Here is a 16,600-nt window from a genome sequence, read left to right on the forward strand (position 1 = left end):
CAGTTTGTCTCCGAGGAGGCGGACGCCGGGGGTCCTCTCCGCGCGAGCGGAGGTGAGCCGGTGCCCGACGTCCCGGTGGATCTTGCCTACGTCTCCTCTTCGCGCGAGCGGAGGTGAACCGCGGAAGAATGACCGGACGGCGGGGCCGTGCTGGTCCTTTCCGCGCGAGCGGAGGTAAGCCGGGGTACGCGCTCAAAACGGCTATCGCCATCGTTGTCCTCTCCGCGCGAGCGGAGGTGAGCCGTCGTCCGGTTCGCTCCGGCCGCAGGGGAGGCAGTCCTCTCCGCTCAAGCGGGGCGACATCCTGACCTCTCCGCGCAAGCGGAGGTGTGCCAACGTCGGCACAGATCCAGGTCGCTTCGGGTAGGTCCTCTCCACGCGAGCGGAGGTGAACCGGCGGAGGCCTTCCGGGCCGACACCGAGCGAGCGTTCTCTCTGCGCGAGCGGAGGTGAGCCGGTCGGGTACTCCGTCAGCTCCGGGATCCGAGGGTCTTCTCCGCGCGAGCGGAGGTGAGCCGCCGTCGGTGTCCAGCTCGTACGTCGGCAGACGGTTCTCTCCGCGCGAGCAGAGGTGAGCCGGTTCCGGTGAGTTCGTAGCGCGTGGACTGCGTGTCCTCTCCGCGCGAGCGGAGGCAAATCGGCAGTGCGCAAGACAGCGTTACGGTAGGTCTCCCCTCTCCGCAGGAGCGGAGGTGAGCCGAAGGTGTGGCGGCTGAACGTGGTCGAGACGACATCTTCTCCGCGCGAGCGGAGGTGAGCCGGTCGACGCCTACGCCGCGCTGATGCTGGCGCAGTCCTCTCCGCATGAGCGGAGGTGAGCCGAGCTTTCCCAGGTCCACCCCGTAGACGGTCGCGTCCTCTCCGCGGGAGCGGAGGTGGGCCGGGGACATGGTGGCGGTATCGCCGGTCAGGTCGTCCTCTTCGCGCAAGCGGAGGTGAACCGTCCTCGGTCGTGTTGAAGAAGTCCGGGTTCGGGTGCTCTCCGCGCCAGCGGAGGTGAGCCGCACTGCGAGGGGCGCGGCCTGGCCGGGACCATGTCCTCTCCGCGCGAGCGGAGGTGACCAGCGGAGGTCGTTGGGCTTGTCGGGGAAGTCCTTTCCGCGCGAGCGGAGGTGAGCCGTGCCCGGCGACGAGGATCTTCGCGGTGCGCTCATCCTCTCCGCGCGAGCGGAGGTGAGCTGGAGAGCGGCTGGTTGCCACGGGACTCGCGCCGGTCCTCTCCGTGCGAGCGGAGGTAAGCCGACGTTCATGTTGTGGTTCGAGCGGCCGGGCGGATCCTCTCTGCGTAAGTAGAGGTGAGCCGCGCGCTACGCAGGACCATTCGGCACACCTGTTGTCCTCTCCGCGCGAGCGGAGGTAGGCCGTGTCAGCACAGCACACCACCTCAGCGACCTTGAGGCCAACGCTGGAGAGTGCGTGACGGCGCCTTCCGATATGGACAGGTATAGACAAAGAGGGGCTAGTCAGCTAGCGGCTTCAGGCGTGGACGCTACTCTTCCTTCCGTGACTTGGGCGTATCGACTGAAGGTTCTGAGATGAGCAGAGTGCTGGCTGTGTACAGCGAGAAGGGCGGCGTGGGCAAGAGCGCACTGTCCGCAGGCCTGGTCGCGGCCGCACGGAAACGGAACCTCGGTGTCATCGCGGGGGACCTCGATCCGCGCGGGACCTTCACGGCGGAGCTGGGTATCTCCGCCGATGAGGCGCCAGCGTTCTCCATGAACGACTTGCTGGCTCTGGATCCGCAGGGCGAGACCGGTCTGGCCACGGATGCCTTCGCTGAGGCTGGGAAGGCGTGGTCCGGCGTGCAGGTCATCGCTGCCGAGCGGGCCCTGGCCAACCGGGAGACCGACAACGTGGCGGTCGGCCTCGAGTTCCGACTGCGCCTGGGGCTCAAGGGCGTGATCGGGCCCGGCATGGTTGGCATTTTGGACCTGCCGCCCCGGGCTGGCGGGAAGCTGGTGACATCCGCTCTCGTAGCGGCCACCGATGTCCTCATCCCCGCGACGCTGGACGAGGACGGCCGCATCGGCGCAGCGGAGGCGCTGAGCACGATCAAGCTCGTCAAGGATCTGGGCATGAACCCGGACCTGCGGGTGGTCGGGATCATTCCGTCGATAGTGCCGGGCGGCCGCAGCACTCTGAAGGACGCCATAGGGGAGTATCTGGCGGACACCTACGGCTCTCTCTACCGGCACGACCTGGTGATCCCCCGGCACTCGGTGCGTCAGCAGACGCGGTTCGCGTGCGTGCCGATCACCGACGCGCCGGGCCGTGAGGCGCAGGCGCTCACTGAGGCGTACGACCGGATTCTCATGGCATCAGGAGTGGAAGCGTGAGCGGCAACAAGTTGATCGCGGCAGGTACCAGCCGGCTGAAGAAGGCTGCGGACTCGTCCGTCGACCCCGCGGTCCCGGCCGAGCTGCAGAAGCGCGCAGCGGCGACCGCCGTGCAGCAGGAGCCGGCTGGTAGCCAGGAGCCGAGCGTCTTCGCCCGGGGCCGGGTGCTCAATGCGGACGACATCACCGGCACTCCTGAGGAGCAGCTGGCCTATGTCACCGAGCGTCTGCACGAGATCGACCTCGCGGGTAAGCGTGCCGAGGACTTCACCGTCCTGAACAAGGGGGTGCTGCTGGAGGTCGCCCAGGAGCGCGAGCTGCATCTGGTGGCCGGTCACACCAACTTCTCGGTGTGGGCCGCGGGTGTCCTCGACGTCGAGCCGAAGTATGTGTTCGAGGTGCTGCAGGATGCGGCACGCATCCGGAAGATCAGTGAGCTGGGGCCCGACCTCGCGCAGCATCTGACGCGGGCGTCGGCACGCAAGGTGATGGCGGACGTCATCGACAGTCAGGGCTTGGAGGCCGCTCAGGTCATCATGACCGAGGGCGTGGCTCAGGCTGCGAAGCAGGGCAAGAGGCGCCCCACGGCCTCGCTGCTCACCTCGATCGCGAAGGAACTGTCGGCGCCCTCGATTCCCGCGCAGGAGCAGAGGTCAGAAATTTCTGACCTCCCGGCGCAGCCGCCGGTGCCCGCTCAGGTCACCGCCTTGGAGCGGGCTGCCGCCTCGCTCAAGGAGCGTGTCTACTCGTCGCTGGCGCCCGCTGCGGTACAGGCTGCCCTGGAGGCCGACCCGGTTGCGGCCCGTGAGTATCTGGAGCGCTTGAACGGGGAAATGCAGCGGGTATCGAAGCGATTGGCTGCCGCTCGCCGCGCTGCCGCCTCAGCGGCTCAGGGCGCGGAGGCTGTCTCCTCCTAGCGGGTGCGACCCGCTGCGGTCGTGCACTTTCGAAAACGCAAAAAGGGCCCGGCTTTTCACCGCGACTTGTTCGCGGTGAAAAGCCGGGCCCTTTGCTGTCGTTCACGGGGAAGGTGGCGTCAGGACGCCAGTGTGTGGGCGGGCGAGGCGGTGTAGGTAGTCGGAGCCGCAGGTGTGCCGTCGTGGCATTCCAGGCATGATCCGAGGGTGCGCAGCGGTAGCACGTGGTGGTAGCGGCGCCGGCACTTCGGGCACGTGGTGCGCGCGGCCATCGCGGCTCCCGCGGGTGCGGGAGCCGGGCCCATGGCTGGCGGCGGTGGATCAGGCGTGGTCGTCGTCGCCGTGTCGTTGGGAGCGCGGGGCGGAGGCGAACCGGCCGAGTCGGGACTCGGCCGGGTTGGCGGTGATCCATGCTTCGGCGCAGGTCTTGTGTACGGCCTCGCCTGCGTGGGAGCGCAGGCGGGTGGGGTGCGGCACAGGACGCAGGGGGCGTCGCTCCAGTGGTGGTGGCGGTTGTCGCGCCCGTCCAGCAACGCGCCGGGGGCGGGAACCGGCCCGGCTTCCGGGGCGTCTGCGGAGCGGTGGCGGGCACCGGTCCTCGGAGCGGGACGGGTGCTTGCACGGCGTATGGAGCGGTGCTGTAAGGCGGGGTCGGGCACGATAGGGCCTCCTGCCTTTGCGGGCAGATGAAAGAGGCGCACCCCGGGGTTTGCCAGCGCGTGGGGTGCGCCTCTTACTGGTGTGCTGCGGTGGGCTGGGTCTTGGGCGCATGCTGGAAGGGCTTCCGTTCCGTGACTGATGGGGGGACGGAAGCGCCCGGGGCGGTCCTGTGGCCGTCCCGGGCCTGTCAGAGCAGGGCGGTGCCGGCGGCCGCGAGGAACGCGAGGGCTGTGAGGGTGCAGTCGACAGCGCGGCGCAGCCTTGTGAACTTGGCGACGGCGATGGTGGACAGGACGCGGATGCGGGCGGCGCGGGTGTCGCCGTCCATGCAGGCATGGATCTCGGTTTCGTCCAGGCGTGCCCAATAGGGGAAGGACGCCCGGTCATCACCGCCCAGGCGGGGCCGGACGACCAGGAGCAGCAGTACGGCGGAGGCCGTAAGGGCGAGGGCCGCGGCGCCGCCGGCGACCTGGGCGGGCAGTGGGAGTTTCTTGTCGGCGAGGCTGGCGAGGCCGGCAAGGACCGCGCCGTTGAACGCCAGGAGCAGCGATGCCTTGCTGTCGGTGCGGGTGATCTCGCCCGCGACCGCGGCGCAGGCCGCATCCAGATTCTTGTCCATGGTGGTGGAGGTGGTCGGCGTGGTCATGCCGGGTGTCCTTCCGCGGTCAGGCGGCCAGAGTGTGTACAGGCACGGTGATGTAGGTGGTGGGGTCGGCGGGCGTCCCGTCGTGGCATTCCAGGCAGCTACCGAGGCTGCGCAGGGGCAGGACGTGGTGGTAGCGGCGTCGGCACTTCGGGCATGTGGTCCGCGCCGCCATCGCCTTGTCGAGCGCGGCCTCCTTGGCAAGCGTCATCGGCCGCACAGGCAGGGCCAGGTCGACGCGGTAGACGTAGGCGGCGCGGGTGCACGCGCGCTGTGAGCGCGTCGCGCAGGCCTTGCAGCGCAAGAGCGCGACGGGCTCTTGTCCGCCGGGCCGCAGTCGTGCGGCGCGCAGCTGGCGGCGCGTGGCGAGCTGGTCGGCCGGTGCGGTGCCCCAGTCGTATTCCGGTAGCCCGTGCGTGGCGCGCGGCTGCGTGGTGGTGCGTCGCCGACGGGCGCGGGCGGTCATCGCGGCTCCCAGACGGGGGAGAGACGGCAAGGGCGCTGCGGGTAGCGGGGACCGGGGCGCTGCGGGCGGGGCCGGCCGATCCGGCGGCGCGGACGGGGAATGAGCACGAAGGTCCTCCTCCAGTCGTTGGTAGACAGCGCTGCGCCCCGCCGACGTCGTGCTGGTGTCGGCGGGACGCAGCGGGTGGTGCGTTCGGCCGGGCGGCCTGTCCCGTCCTCGCCCGGCCCCGGGGTACAGGGGGAGGGCGAGGACCAGGCAGGGCGTCCGAAACGGTGCGCATAGATAGGGATGGCCCGCGCCCCGTGCAGGCGCGGGCCATCAGCGGCAGGAACGGGTCAGAGATCGGACGGCAGTTGCTGCCCGCTCTCTGCGTCGTAGGCGGTCCCGGTCGGGGAGAGACGGACGGTGCGGGAGGCGGCACGCTCGCCGTCCTTCCAGGTCTTTCCGCCGACTGCTACGCGGACAGTCACGTCCGCTAGCGGGTCTTCTACTGGCACGGCAATCTCGGGTGTCTTCGGCACCCAGCCGTCTTCCTGCACGCTGGTGGCCGTCTTTCCGGCGGAGTCGATACGCAGATACTTCACGGTGCGGTTGTAGTAGGTGCGTAGCTCGAGGATGACTTTCTGCCTGTCGCTGCTCCAGTGAGCGACTATGTCTGCCTTGACGCCATCGATGGTGACTGCGGCGCCGGACCTTCCTTTGTAGGCGGCGGCCGTCTCGGCACGATCCTGACGCTGCTCTTCGATCTCGCTGTATTTCCATACTGAGGCAGTGATTGCTACGGCTGCGATCGCTGCGACGTAGGGCCACTTCCGTCGTCGGACTGCCGGCAGGGGCGCGCTGGCGGAGTCCGGTGAAGGGGGCGACGAGTGGTGGCTGGTCGGCGGTGTGCCTGGCTTGTCGTCGGCCTGGCCGGGCCATTCGAGGTCATTGCCCATGTGCGTGACGGTAGCGCGCAGTTGCGTGGCTTGGGCGGCGTTCCCGGACAGATCCGCCACATGGGCCCTGGTGGTCAGCCACGCGGCTGCCTGTGGGGAGTTGATGCCGTGAGCAGCGATGTCCTCGCGCTCACCGAGGGCAGCCAGCGAGGCGGCTTCATCGATGCGGCCTGCTCTTGCGGCCTGGAGCACATCGTGGTGCCTGGTGTCGACGTTGGGGGGCATGTCCCAGGCCCAGTCGCCGTCGGGTGCCTCCTTCGTGGGTCCGGGGTCCGGGTCGTGTGTGTCGGTGAGGTCGGCCTCCTCCTGGTCGTCGTACTCCTCGTGCTGGTAGCCGTCCTCGTCGGCTGCTGTGTCGTCCTGCTCGATGGCCGGGGTCAGCGCATGTTGCTGAGCCATGCGACGCCGGGATGACGTGTCAGTGAGGCCGGTCTCTTCCTGGCTGAGCACGGTCTCGATGATGTCGACGTAGTGGGGGCCCACCTTCCACACCGCCCGACCGGGATCGAGCCGCGGAATCTCCGTCACTGCCCAGGCGGGCAGGTCGAGCAGGTCCCCGACGATGGAGGCCTCTTCCGGAGTCAGCCGGCCGATGTGGACTACCTCGCACAGCCGGGCGAGGTCACGGGCCGGACCGTCCCCGAGGTCGGACAGCGTGTGCATCACGACGTCCAAGGACAGACCGGCCTTGCGGCTGTTCTTGAGCAGCCGTTGGATCAGTTCGCTGGTGGCCGGGGACAGCAGGATCTGCCAGGCCTCTTCCAGCACCAGGTGCCGGTGCACGGCGGTCGACTGCCGCAGCCAGACGTGCTCTGCCCAACAGGACACTGCGGCCATCAAGGAGGGGATGGCAGGGGAGTTGCGGTCCAGGCGGGAGAAATCGAACGAGAGGATCGGCAGATCCGTCTCCGGAAGGGTGGCGCCCTCGCCGTCAAAGAGGCCGCGCAGGCTGCCCTCTGTGTAGCGGGACAGGGCGATCGCCATGCCGATGCCCCACTCAGTGAGGAGAGCGGCAGGCCAACGGCCGTCTTCCGGGGCTACCAGCGCATCGACCAGGCCGCACAGGGAGGTTGATTTGGGGTGGTTGAGAGCGTGCTGCAGGGCGTGGGCGGCCTGGGGGGTGAGAGCGGCCGGTTCAACCGCAGCGATCAGTGACCGAACCAGCTGCTCACGAACTTCGGGGGGCAGCAGGCTGCTGAGCGGGTTCAGGGTGAATGAGCCCGCCTCGATGACCTTTCCGCCGAGGGAGCGCACGAGCGGCGCCCACTCGCCCGCGTCGTCTTCGCCGAAACTGTCGATGATGACGGCCTGGTGCTGGTGGTGCATGATCTCGCGGCGGATCCGGGCTTTCGCGGTGGTCGACTTGCCGGAGCCGAGTCCGCCCAGCGCCAGCGAGTTGGTCGACGGCAGGAACGTGGCGGGAGCGAGGACGGGAGAGAGACGGAAGGGCCGGCCGTCGAGCAGCGACCGCCCGATGGGCACCCCGGGAAATGCGGTGCCTGCCGCGACGAGCGGTGCCGTGATCGCGGCGTGGCTGGACGGTAGACGAATCACAGAACTGCTCCCTTCTGGGTAGAGGCACCGTGCGGGGTGGTCATCACGTGTGCGCGGTGCTGCTGGCCCGTGAGCCAGTCGAGGCCGATCCGGTATCGGTCGGCGGTGAGCGAGGCCTGCCAACGGGCGTCGGTGACGGCCCCCGGGCTGTCGCCCCAGACCGTCAGATAGGCGTCGATGTCCACGAGGGTGGCGCCGTCGACCAGGGCGCCGTGCGCCACACCTGAAGCCATGTCTTGCCTGTCAGCCTTGACCTTGTCGTTGGTGAAGGCCTCGGCAGCCGCGCGCTGCCACTTAGCGGAACGCCTCGACTGCGCCACCGGCAGCGGCCGGTACAGCACGGCGAGGGAGCGTGAGGCGCCCTCGCCGAGCAGCAGTCGCGGCATGAGGTCTCCCCCCGTCTCGTCGGGCCAGGAGGTGATCCGTGAAGTGGCTGCATAGCGGCCGTCGTCGAGTGCTGCCCAGCCGGGGCCGCGGTCGATGACGGCGGGTACCGGGTCGGGCGTGAGCGAGGTCAGGTCTCCCAGCGCGGCGAATTCCGCGGCCAGGGTGTCGATGACGCGCGCCGGCTGGCCGACCAGACCGCGGGGCACGTGCACGGAGATCGTCTGGGTGTGGTCGGTGTAGTCGCCGATGTCGGTGTGGTGGGTGACGTGTACCTGAATGCCGGCGGCGCGGGCCTGCCCGGCGGCGAAAACGAGAGCCTGGGAGAAAGCGGCGTGGAAAGCGGCACGGCGCTGCGGGTCTTGCATGGTGCCGTGCTCCGGGTACAGCGTCCATGTGGCGGTGGCTCCAGGCCGGCGAGTCATTGCGTCCGGCAGGGTGCGCTCTCGTAGGTGCCGGTATCCGACAGTGGCCCACCGCGCCAGAGAGCGGGGCCCCGGCGCCACGTTGAGCAGTGCTGCGGCCATGCCCACTGCGCCGAACGTCCACACAGGCGGTGGGGTGATCAATGCCGACATGAGGACGGCGGCCCCGCCCCCGGCGTTCGCTTTCGTCAGCAGGACTTCTGCGGGGCTGAGGCCTCGCTGGAGGGCGGGAATGCGGTAGCCGGGCGTCAGGGAGTACACCGATCTTCTCCTTCAAGGTGTGCAGGCCAGCCCGGCGTCCTTCTGGTGTCGGCAGAGGGACGCCGGGCCGGCTGCTTGGATGAGCCGTGGGATAGGGGTCAGGCGCCTGAAGGCGGCGGGGCGGGGGGAGCCGGAGGGCGCGGAGCGGGTGTGCGGGGTGAAGGGCTGGCCGGCCGGGCCCGATCGGGCGAGCCCGACGCGGGAGAGGTAGCCGGGGCCGGCGGTTGGGCGGCGGCTCGTGCCTGGCGTCGCGCCTGGACGATCTGCGCGGTGCGTGCTGCGTCGGTCCGTACCTGCTTGACAGCAGATGCGGTGGTCAGCCGTCCGGGGCGCCGATCCTGCGTGACGCCAAACGCAGCAAGCAGGACACCCCGATCCTGGGTGAGGGCGCGGCGGGGGGTGTCCACCATGCGCGGTCCGCGCGGGGTGTTCTCCCGCTCGTAGTAATCAGGCACGCCCGCGCGCACCAGATTTCGTGCGAGAGGGTCAGCGGTCCTGCGCTCGACGACCGTACGGACGGCGCCCGCTACTCGAGGACCGATGTAGGGCACGCCATGGAAGATCAGGCGCAGCATGAGGACGTCTACGGCGACCAGCAGCACCGCGTCCATAGCGAGGGAACCTGCACCCGTAGCGGCCTTGGCGGTACCTACCAGCGGGGAGATAGCCAACAGGGCGAACGGGGCGAACATCAGGCCCAGCAGCCGATTCGCCCACATCCTGACGGCGGAGGGATCGCCCCCTCGGGCCAGTGACGCCAGCACGAGGGGAGCCATGAGCACGAACGCGAGGATGCCGAGCTGGCGGGTGAGAAACACCAGCACCGCCAGGGCAAGGCTGACTACCAGCACAGCAATGATCAGCAGGGAAGCCAGGGGGTTCCCGGCGTCCGTCGCGTGCTCCAGGTCATCGCTGATAGTCCCCAAGAGCGTCAGCTCATTGCTGTTGAACGCCGTTTTGAACGCCTCACTCACCGCGGCGTTCAGCAACATGACGGCTCCGGGAACGGCCGCCATTCCGGCAACAGCCGCGAGCGTCCAGCCTGTCGACGCGCCCAGCTGCCTGAGCCTGGGTGCGCCCTGCCAGGAGGTCAGGGCGCACACGACGACCACGCCCACGAACACGGCGATGGCAAGGTGCTGCCCCAGCCACATGAACTGGCTATAGATCCAACTGTCGGGCGATTTCGGTGCCCATGCCTGGTTCGGCGCCAGCAGATCGGTGAGTGTCTTGAGCAGGGTTTCCGCGAGATCTTTGACATGCTCCGAGGCTCCGTCGGTGAGCCCCCCACCGCCGCTGACCTTGGGGGGCTGCCCGCCTTCCTGGCCTCGCTCGCAGTACTCCCGCGCGGATCCGCGGATCCCGTCACAGGGGCTGTCGGCCATGGTCAGCCCTTGGCCTGGGTGACGGTGGAGAACAGGGTGTCGCCGTAGAGGGCCAGGACGACCGCGACGAACAGGGTGCCGATGGCCATCGAGCCCTTGCGGAGTGCTCCCTTGGGGTCGGTCGAGAGCTGCAGAAGCATCCGGACGGCGATGACGGCGATGACGGCGGCGATGCCCTTGGTGACCAGGCCTCCGCCGGTGAGGCCGATGGTGTCGAAGAAGTCCTTGAAGCCGGTGGACATGTCGATGGGCTTGGCGAGGATGGTGGACTTACGCATTCTCAGATCTCCTTGTTCGTGCTGGATACGGGGCGGGCGACGGCGAATAGATCGCTCATCATGTCCATGGGGTCGTATCGGACCTGGGTGCCAGGGCGCGGGGCATTGATGATCCATCCGCCGCCGACATAGATTCCGACGTGGTGGATTCCGGAGGCGCTTGTCCCGTAGAAGACGAGGTCTCCGGGGCGCATCTGGCCGGGCTTCAGGGGTTCTGATGCCGCATATTGCTGCGCGGCCGTACGCGGGAGAGGAATACCGGCTTTCGCGTAGGCGTACAGGACGAGTCCGGAGCAATCGAATCCGGTGATGGATGCTCCGGAATGCCCGTTGGGTGAGCAGCAGATTCCGGTGCTGGGGCCGCTGGCGTTTCCGCCGCCCCATGAGTACGGCGTGCCGAGCATGTCCGCTGCCGCATTGACGGCAGTGGACGTCTGGCCGGTGGTCGTCTTCTTTCCACCGGCGGGCCGATCGGCGAGAGCCCGAATTGACCGGACGTAGTTCTGTGTTTCTTTGTTCGGGGGTACGCCGCCGTATTTGCGTACCGCTCCGCTGCCTGCGTTGTAGGCGGCGAGCATGTTGCTTTGCTTATCGCCGGGGACGTCTTTCACGTCGTCGGCGATGGTGCACAGGTACTTGGCGGACGAGGGGATCGCATCGGCGGGATCCCACACGTTGCGTTTTCCGTCGCCGTTACCGTCGATTCCGTGGGTCTCCCACGTGGACGGCATGAACTGTGCGATGCCCTGCGCACCGACAGGAGAGCTGGCTTTCGGGTTGAATCCCGATTCCTGAGTGAGCAGTGCGGCGAGCAGGTTCGGGCTGACCTCGGTGCAGGTGGTTCCCGCCTCCTCGATCAGCTGCTCGTACTCGGCGGGGATGGCCATGGTGAGCGCGGTCCCTATCGGGTCGTCGGCGGCGCCCTGCACGAGCGCGGCCACGACCACGGCCGCGGTGGCTCCTACGCCGATGGTGACCGCTGTGGAGGCACGCAACGGGCGTCCTCCCTCCCTTCCTTGGCGATTCGGGTGTTTGCGCAGATCAGAACCGTCATGACGGTCCGGCAGGGGACCGGCAGGGGACCGACATGGGGCCGGGCCGCACCGTCATGGGGTGGCCCGCATGACGGTGCGTCGTCGGTGTCCCGTCGGTGGCTGTGACGGTCACGAAGCGGTCCGGGCGGCGGCCTGGAGGTCGGCGAGCTTGTAGCCGCGCCCCTGCGAGCCGCGGCCGGCCGGGACCCCGAGCAGCGCGGACAGCCTCTTTCCGCGCTCCGTCGCGTCGTCTTCCGTGATGCCGAGCAGCGGGGCCAGTTCGGACGTCAGCATGAAGTCCACGCTCTTGTTCCGCATCAGGTTGATTGCCTGGTGGAGCGGAGTTTTCGGCGCTTCCTCCACGGCCTCTTGCAGTTCCTTCTGCCGACGGCCGTAAATTTCGTCTACGACACTCCAGATGAACTGATCCTCGAAGTTGAATCCGCGGATCAAAGTGGAGCGTCCGTTGGCGAAGAGCACCGCCTGCCCCTTGATGTCGGGGTCCAGGAGTGCCGGATTGATCGGCGCGATCGTGTCGAAATACGTGTCACCGAGGGCGACTTTCGCTGTACCGGACGAGGCCACATACAGACACAGCCGGTACAGGAACTGATCCCGGACCATGACAGGAATAGCGTTCGCCGACGGACGCTGAGTCATCAGCACCGTACCGATTCCGGATTCCAGCGATTTCGAAACCAGCGAACGGGTCTTCTCAGCGATGCGCCGCGCCTGTTCTTTCCCTTCCTTTGATTCATCGTGGGCGAAGAAGTCGGCGGCCTCGTCGACGACGAAGATCACTGGCTTGAACGTCGGGACGGGCTGACGGTTGCGGATGGCTTCCGTGATTTTCCTGTATCGCCCGTCAGAGCGGCTGTTCAGCTCATCGACCATGTCCTCGAATACGGCAGGGTCGTCGGACGACTCGTAGCGGGCGGCGATCTTCTCGAACTTCGTCAGTCCGCAGAATTTCCCGTCGAGCAAGTACAGCTCGAATTCGCCGTACGCGATCAAAAGGCAGGTGATCAGCCCGTTGACCAGTGTGGTCTTGCCCCTCTGCGTCATACCGGCGACCAGCATCGACGCCTTGTCGAATGTGGGCACCCCGGCGAGCTGGCCGGTGACGTCATGTCCGAGCGGCACCCCGGCAAACGTTTCGATCTCCCGCCGGGTCGGGGCGGCAAAGGGGTGGGTGAACGGCGGCTCGTGGAGTTTGAGCAGCTTGACGCGCCGTTCGCTGTCCCGGCCCCGCTCCATGGTCAGGTGCATGCGGGTGACGCCGAGCACGCCCGCCACGTTGCCCAGCCGCTTTTCGACGTCCTCGTACGTGCGCTCTTCGGGCATGAGGAAGTCGTAGAGCGTGCCCGTCTGCAGGTCGGTGACCGTGGTCTCGTGCAGGCGGATGGTCTGGTCCCTGCCGATCGCACCGGCCGTGCTCAGCACTGCCGTCAGTTCCGGATGCGCCGGCACGACTTCGGCGTCCGTCTCGGCCGTGTCAGCCTGTGCGGCTTCCTGCTTCAGCGCCGTCAGGGCCGACGGGGCCGTCTCGCCGCTCAGCAGACGCTTGAGGCCGGTCTTGGCCTTGTAGATGCCGTATCCGAGGGCGACCAGCACGCCGGCGCTCAGGAGCACGGTGGCAGGCCAGGACAGGCCCAGGTTGTCTTTGATAGCGGCGAGGATGCCGAAGACCACGGCCAGGGCGCCGATGCCGCCGGCGGCCTGCGCGTAGAGGTCTTCCTCGGCGTTGGCCTTGCTGCGTTTTGCCACAGACCCTCCTTTCGTGGGTGGGCGGACGGGATATGGGGGTGCTCGCCGGGTCTGCTTCCTGGGTCTGCGAATGCGTGATCCGCTCGCCAGGTCACTCGCCGGGTCTGCTCCGGATCGACTGCGTGGTGCTCTTTCCGGCAGTCGCAGCAAGGGCCAGCACCGCGTGCTGCGGGCTGGCCCTCACTGGTGGTGCCGGAGGGGGGTGGGTTAGGCGTCGGCGTCCTCGGACTCGTCCTCGCTGTCCTCGGCCGTGTCGGCGTCGGTCTGGCTGGCGCCGTGTTCCTTGGCCATCAGCGCGACCCACGCGGTGCGGATCCGCTCTTCGCTGCCGACGAAGTTGGCAGCGCGGAAGGCATCGCGGGCCTTGCGGTAGGAGGCGGGCGGGTTCTTGCCGTAGCGCAGCTGCCGCAGCACGACGTCCAGCTGCGCGTCGGTCAGCTGCTCGCCGGGCTGCGGGACCGGCACACCCGCCACGGCTGCAAGGTCGGCGAGTGTGACGGTGTGTGCCGCCGGGTGTGACGGGTCACCGGCCTCCGTGCCGCCAGTTCCGCCCGTCAGTGCCCTGACCTGCGTGCCGTCCGTGCCGGGCAGGGCAGGAGCGGTGGGAGTCCATGTGCCGAATTCCGGCAGACGGATGGCCGCGACCTCCGGGGGAAGCGGCTTCTCTCGGACGATCTGCGCGGTGGCCTCGGCCTGCGCGTGCAGCTCCTGCGTCATCGTCTGCTGCGCCTTCAGCACCGAAAGGCGGTAGGCGGTCTCCGCTTCGGCCACACGCTCTTCCAGCGTCTTGGCCATCTCCAGTAGCTCGATCCGGTGGGCGGCGTCGGCCTCCATCGTCTCCAGTTGGTCGGCGACCGTCTGGCGGCGTTCGGCGATCGTCCGCTGCGTATCGGTCGATGTCTTCCGTCCGAGCGAGGGAAGGACGATCCACCACGCGGCCTTGGTGGCAATGATGGCGATAGGCGTGAGGACGATGGCCAGCTCGAAGCCGTCCGTGCGGGACAGGATCAGATCGGCTGTGGGGATCGCAGCGTTGATGGCGGTGAGCACCAGACCGGCCCACAGCACACGCGTGGCGCGTCGGCGGTTGTTGCCGGCCAGGATCTCCGTGACCTGGAAGACAACCCACAGGGCATCCAGGGCGCCGACCGTGGGAACCGCCCACCCGCCGAACGCGGGCTCCAGGATGGTGTAGGACACGGCCACCGACAGAATGGCCACGCCCAACGTGACGATCCCCAGGACGGCGAGGACCACGGCGCGCGGGGACAGCGGCGGCGTGTCCGGGCCGACCGGCGGGGACGTCCGGGTGGAATTCTTCGGCCACTTCATGTTCTTCACGGGGTCTTTCCTTTCTCTGGGATCAGCGGGCCAGCAGGACGCTGAGGACGACGATGAGGGGGCTGAACATGCCGAGCAGGTAGACGAAACGCATGCCACTTCCTCGTGGTTGAGGGGATCGGGGTGGGTGAGGGGATCGGGCGGACTGTTCGTCAGCAGGCCGCGCCGGACGGACGGTCGACCTTGGCCACGTGCGCGGCCTGCTGCTCGATGAGGTCACGCACCCTGTCCTGGAGGCCGCCGGTGAAGTAGCCGCCGAAGCCGTCCCCGATGTGCCAGTCCTTGGCCTGCGGGTAGCCGGCCTCCGTGAGAGCGGCGACGTGGCCCAGGTCGGCGTAGAGGTGCTGTTCGTGGACGGCGGCGATGTCCGCGGCACGCTGGTCGAACGCCTCGGCGGCCGTGAGGGTGTGCTCCTGGGCGTCGATGAGCCGGGAGATCGCCGACGGCCACTCCCGGGAGGCTTGCGGGGTGCGCAGGTAGCTGTAGGCCGACTCCAGTACCGTCGCCGCCCGCTCGTACGCTGCCCAGCGGGCGGGCGCGTTGTGGACGACATCCCGTAGGGCAGCGACGTAAGCGGCGATTTTCCACTGCTTGCGCGCCGCGTCGTACAGGTCGGACAGCATCTGACCGGCCGCCCTCCGCAGTCGGTACTCGGCCGGGTCCTCGGACTCCCTCACCAAGCGCAGGCGCGGGTCGTCGTAGAAGGAGGCAGGCTTGGCCGGCTCCTCCTCACGACCGGTGAACTCCGCGAAGGTAAAGCGCAGCCCCCAGCCGGAGGGGTCGTTCTCGACCGTCCGCAGGTACGGCGGCAGATGCGGGGTGAGCCGCTCCCAAATCTGCCGGAAGTTGTCAGGCGTGATCGTGACGGCACGTCCGAGGGTCATGGCGGTGCCTCCTTGACGGGGTGACGGGCTCTGTTCGGCGGGGCCGGCCGCGGCCTTGGGCTGCGCGGCGGGCGGCGTCTTGTGCGGCAGCCCGGAATCGTCCAGGGGCGCACGTAACGGGATGGTGTGCATCGGTGGATCAACCTCCAACGGGCAGGCAGCGCGCTTGGCTGTCCGGCTCCCCTGGACCGCGCACGGCCCGGCCGCATGTGGCGGGACCGGGCCGTGCGGGTCAGGCAGCCGACAGAGGTGGCGGTGTCGGCGTCAGCGCTCGTCGCGGATCTGCTTCGCGGCGAGGCTCAGGTTTTCGGTGACGAACCGGTGATGCTGGTCCTCGGTGCACTGCGATCGCTCACAGGTCACGGCCTCGCGGATCACGTCCGCGGCAAGCTGGACAGGCTCTCGGTCCATGCGGTCCATGGGCCCTCCTTGTCGAGAAGTTGGCGTCAGCGCTGTTGGCGCTGACAGTTGAGGTAGGCGTCCTGCAGACGGGCCAGGGACGCATACAGCCGCTGCCCGGCGGGACAGCGGCTGGTGTCCGTGCAGTCGGCGCAGTCGGGCCGGTGCGCCCGGTAGGCGCGGTGCGCGGCCTGGTAGCGCTGGTACAGGTCGTCAGGCACGGTTTCGTCTTTCGTGGTGCCGGCGGGCGAAGTGGTGAAGGTCGGCGACGCGGTGCCCGGCGTCCCAGGCTGTTGCGGCAGCTATGGCGGCAGCCGCGAGCAGCAGGCGGGTGAGCGGGTGCGCGGGGCCGAGAGCGCGAGCGGCCCGGGTGGCGTGTTGCTGTGCCGCCCGGGCCGCGTGTATGGGGTGGATCAAGTCAGCGGCCCGTGACCTTGCAGGCGGAGCAGATGCCGCCGTTCCAGTCGGGGAACCAGCCGCCGCAGCGGCTGCACTGGCCTCCCCCGCTGCCCCAGGCATCCCACAGGGCGGCGATGCGGCGCTTCACCGGGAGACCCCGCTTCCGCCGCAAGTGCCGCAGGTCTGCCAGGACTGGCGGATCACTCCGTCGCTGCTGGTGTCCACCACCCGGCCGCCGGCACCGCCGCAGGCGCTGCACCGCTGCTGTGCCTGCGGGACGCTGGTCGGTGCGGTGCTGGTGCTGCGGGCCTGTCCGCAGCGGCACCGCCAGTAGCCGCACAGACCGCATGCGTCGTCTGCGGCGGCCTGCGCGAGGCGGGCGCGCATTTCCGCGACGGTGCGGGGGGCGCGGCGGTGGGCGGGGATGGCGGCGTCCTGGGCGCGGACGACGGCCAGGAGGTGCTGTCCGAGACGGCGGTCGGCGTTCTGCTCTGCCGCGGCCGGCCGGGTGCGTGTCATGCTGTCGATC

General features: G+C 68.7%; 17 protein-coding genes and 1 CRISPR repeat array. Of the genes, 2 read left to right on the top strand and 15 right to left on the bottom strand.

Annotation, left to right across the window (positions count from 1 at the left end; genetic code table 11):
• The first annotated feature begins 31 nt into the window (after positions 1-31).
• Positions 32-1,364: a CRISPR direct-repeat array (repeat unit 16 nt; unit sequence GAGCGGAGGTGAGCCG).
• 171 nt (positions 1,365-1,535) lie between these two features.
• Both AB0N31_RS26300 and AB0N31_RS26305 read left to right on the top strand, forming a co-directional pair.
• Positions 1,536-2,336: a ParA family protein gene (locus AB0N31_RS26300; RefSeq protein ID WP_366060895.1), complete on the top strand. Its 801-nt coding sequence runs from the start codon at positions 1,536-1,538 to the stop codon at positions 2,334-2,336.
• Complete coding sequence (locus AB0N31_RS26305; protein ID WP_366060896.1) at positions 2,333-3,253, top strand: hypothetical protein; 921 nt, start codon at positions 2,333-2,335, stop codon at positions 3,251-3,253. Before AB0N31_RS26300 ends, AB0N31_RS26305 begins: the two co-directional genes overlap by 4 nt.
• A 321-nt stretch (positions 3,254-3,574) precedes the next feature.
• On the opposite strand, the gene AB0N31_RS26310 is transcribed toward AB0N31_RS26305, so the two are convergent.
• The 15 genes from AB0N31_RS26310 to AB0N31_RS26380 all read right to left on the bottom strand — a co-directional run bounded on the left by AB0N31_RS26310 (position 3,575) and on the right by AB0N31_RS26380 (position 16,590).
• On the bottom strand, positions 3,575-3,730 hold the full coding sequence (locus AB0N31_RS26310) for a hypothetical protein (protein ID WP_366060897.1): 156 nt from the start codon (positions 3,728-3,730) through the stop codon (positions 3,575-3,577).
• A 370-nt stretch (positions 3,731-4,100) separates the two neighbouring features.
• Complete coding sequence (locus AB0N31_RS26315; protein ID WP_366060898.1) at positions 4,101-4,559, bottom strand: Pycsar system effector family protein; 459 nt, start codon at positions 4,557-4,559, stop codon at positions 4,101-4,103.
• 19 nt (positions 4,560-4,578) lie between these two features.
• On the bottom strand, positions 4,579-5,022 hold the full coding sequence (locus AB0N31_RS26320) for an RRQRL motif-containing zinc-binding protein (RefSeq protein ID WP_366060899.1): 444 nt from the start codon (positions 5,020-5,022) through the stop codon (positions 4,579-4,581).
• A 335-nt stretch (positions 5,023-5,357) separates the two neighbouring features.
• On the bottom strand, positions 5,358-7,514 hold the full coding sequence (locus AB0N31_RS26325; protein ID WP_366060900.1) for a hypothetical protein: 2,157 nt from the start codon (positions 7,512-7,514) through the stop codon (positions 5,358-5,360).
• Positions 7,511-8,584 carry a hypothetical protein gene (locus tag AB0N31_RS26330; RefSeq protein WP_366060901.1) on the bottom strand — a complete coding sequence of 358 codons (1,074 nt, stop codon included), beginning with the start codon at positions 8,582-8,584 and terminating at the stop codon, positions 7,511-7,513. Before AB0N31_RS26330 ends, AB0N31_RS26325 begins: the two co-directional genes overlap by 4 nt.
• Positions 8,585-8,682: 98 nt before the next feature.
• Positions 8,683-9,969 carry a hypothetical protein gene (locus AB0N31_RS26335; protein ID WP_366060902.1) on the bottom strand — a complete coding sequence of 429 codons (1,287 nt, stop codon included), beginning with the start codon at positions 9,967-9,969 and terminating at the stop codon, positions 8,683-8,685.
• Between the two features lie 2 nt (positions 9,970-9,971).
• Positions 9,972-10,247 (bottom strand): hypothetical protein, encoded by a 276-nt coding sequence (locus tag AB0N31_RS26340; protein WP_366060903.1) that lies wholly within the window; start codon positions 10,245-10,247, stop codon positions 9,972-9,974.
• 2 nt (positions 10,248-10,249) lie between these two features.
• Positions 10,250-11,242: a bifunctional lytic transglycosylase/C40 family peptidase gene (locus AB0N31_RS26345; protein WP_366060904.1), complete on the bottom strand. Its 993-nt coding sequence runs from the start codon at positions 11,240-11,242 to the stop codon at positions 10,250-10,252.
• A gap of 168 nt (positions 11,243-11,410) precedes the next feature.
• The gene (locus AB0N31_RS26350; RefSeq protein ID WP_366060905.1) at positions 11,411-13,048 is read right to left on the bottom strand and encodes an FtsK/SpoIIIE domain-containing protein; all 1,638 of its coding nucleotides are present in this window, start codon (positions 13,046-13,048) and stop codon (positions 11,411-11,413) included.
• 207 nt (positions 13,049-13,255) lie between these two features.
• Positions 13,256-14,380: a hypothetical protein gene (locus AB0N31_RS26355; protein ID WP_366060926.1), complete on the bottom strand. Its 1,125-nt coding sequence runs from the start codon at positions 14,378-14,380 to the stop codon at positions 13,256-13,258.
• Between the two features lie 161 nt (positions 14,381-14,541).
• Complete coding sequence (locus AB0N31_RS26360; protein ID WP_366060906.1) at positions 14,542-15,273, bottom strand: hypothetical protein; 732 nt, start codon at positions 15,271-15,273, stop codon at positions 14,542-14,544.
• Between the two features lie 264 nt (positions 15,274-15,537).
• Positions 15,538-15,693 carry a hypothetical protein gene (locus AB0N31_RS26365; protein ID WP_366060907.1) on the bottom strand — a complete coding sequence of 52 codons (156 nt, stop codon included), beginning with the start codon at positions 15,691-15,693 and terminating at the stop codon, positions 15,538-15,540.
• A 26-nt stretch (positions 15,694-15,719) separates the two neighbouring features.
• Positions 15,720-15,893, bottom strand: a complete 174-nt coding sequence (locus AB0N31_RS26370; RefSeq protein ID WP_366060908.1) for a hypothetical protein — start codon at positions 15,891-15,893, stop codon at positions 15,720-15,722.
• Positions 15,894-16,090: 197 nt separating this feature from the next.
• Complete coding sequence (locus tag AB0N31_RS26375; RefSeq protein WP_366060909.1) at positions 16,091-16,219, bottom strand: hypothetical protein; 129 nt, start codon at positions 16,217-16,219, stop codon at positions 16,091-16,093.
• On the bottom strand, positions 16,216-16,590 hold the full coding sequence (locus AB0N31_RS26380; RefSeq protein WP_366060910.1) for a hypothetical protein: 375 nt from the start codon (positions 16,588-16,590) through the stop codon (positions 16,216-16,218). Before AB0N31_RS26380 ends, AB0N31_RS26375 begins: the two co-directional genes overlap by 4 nt.
• Positions 16,591-16,600: the final 10 nt, after the last annotated feature.

Origin of the sequence: Streptomyces sp. NPDC051051, from assembly GCF_040682975.1 — a bacterium.
Classification (GTDB): domain Bacteria; phylum Actinomycetota; class Actinomycetes; order Streptomycetales; family Streptomycetaceae; genus Streptomyces.

Excerpts from the sequence above, each read along its gene's own strand:
- AB0N31_RS26300 (WP_366060895.1), top strand. The coding sequence starts at position 1,536 with ATGAGCAGAGTGCTGGCTGTGTACAGCGAGAAGGGCGGCGTGGGCAAG.
- AB0N31_RS26315 (WP_366060898.1), bottom strand. The coding sequence starts at position 4,559 with ATGACCACGCCGACCACCTCCACCACCATGGACAAGAATCTGGATGCG.
- AB0N31_RS26320 (WP_366060899.1), bottom strand. The coding sequence starts at position 5,022 with ATGACCGCCCGCGCCCGTCGGCGACGCACCACCACGCAGCCGCGCGCC.
- AB0N31_RS26335 (WP_366060902.1), bottom strand. The coding sequence starts at position 9,969 with ATGGCCGACAGCCCCTGTGACGGGATCCGCGGATCCGCGCGGGAGTAC.
- AB0N31_RS26340 (WP_366060903.1), bottom strand. The coding sequence starts at position 10,247 with ATGCGTAAGTCCACCATCCTCGCCAAGCCCATCGACATGTCCACCGGC.
- AB0N31_RS26355 (WP_366060926.1), bottom strand. The coding sequence starts at position 14,380 with ATGAAGTGGCCGAAGAATTCCACCCGGACGTCCCCGCCGGTCGGCCCG.
- AB0N31_RS26360 (WP_366060906.1), bottom strand. The coding sequence starts at position 15,273 with ATGACCCTCGGACGTGCCGTCACGATCACGCCTGACAACTTCCGGCAG.
- AB0N31_RS26365 (WP_366060907.1), bottom strand. The coding sequence starts at position 15,693 with ATGGACCGCATGGACCGAGAGCCTGTCCAGCTTGCCGCGGACGTGATC.
- AB0N31_RS26380 (WP_366060910.1), bottom strand. The coding sequence starts at position 16,590 with ATGACACGCACCCGGCCGGCCGCGGCAGAGCAGAACGCCGACCGCCGT.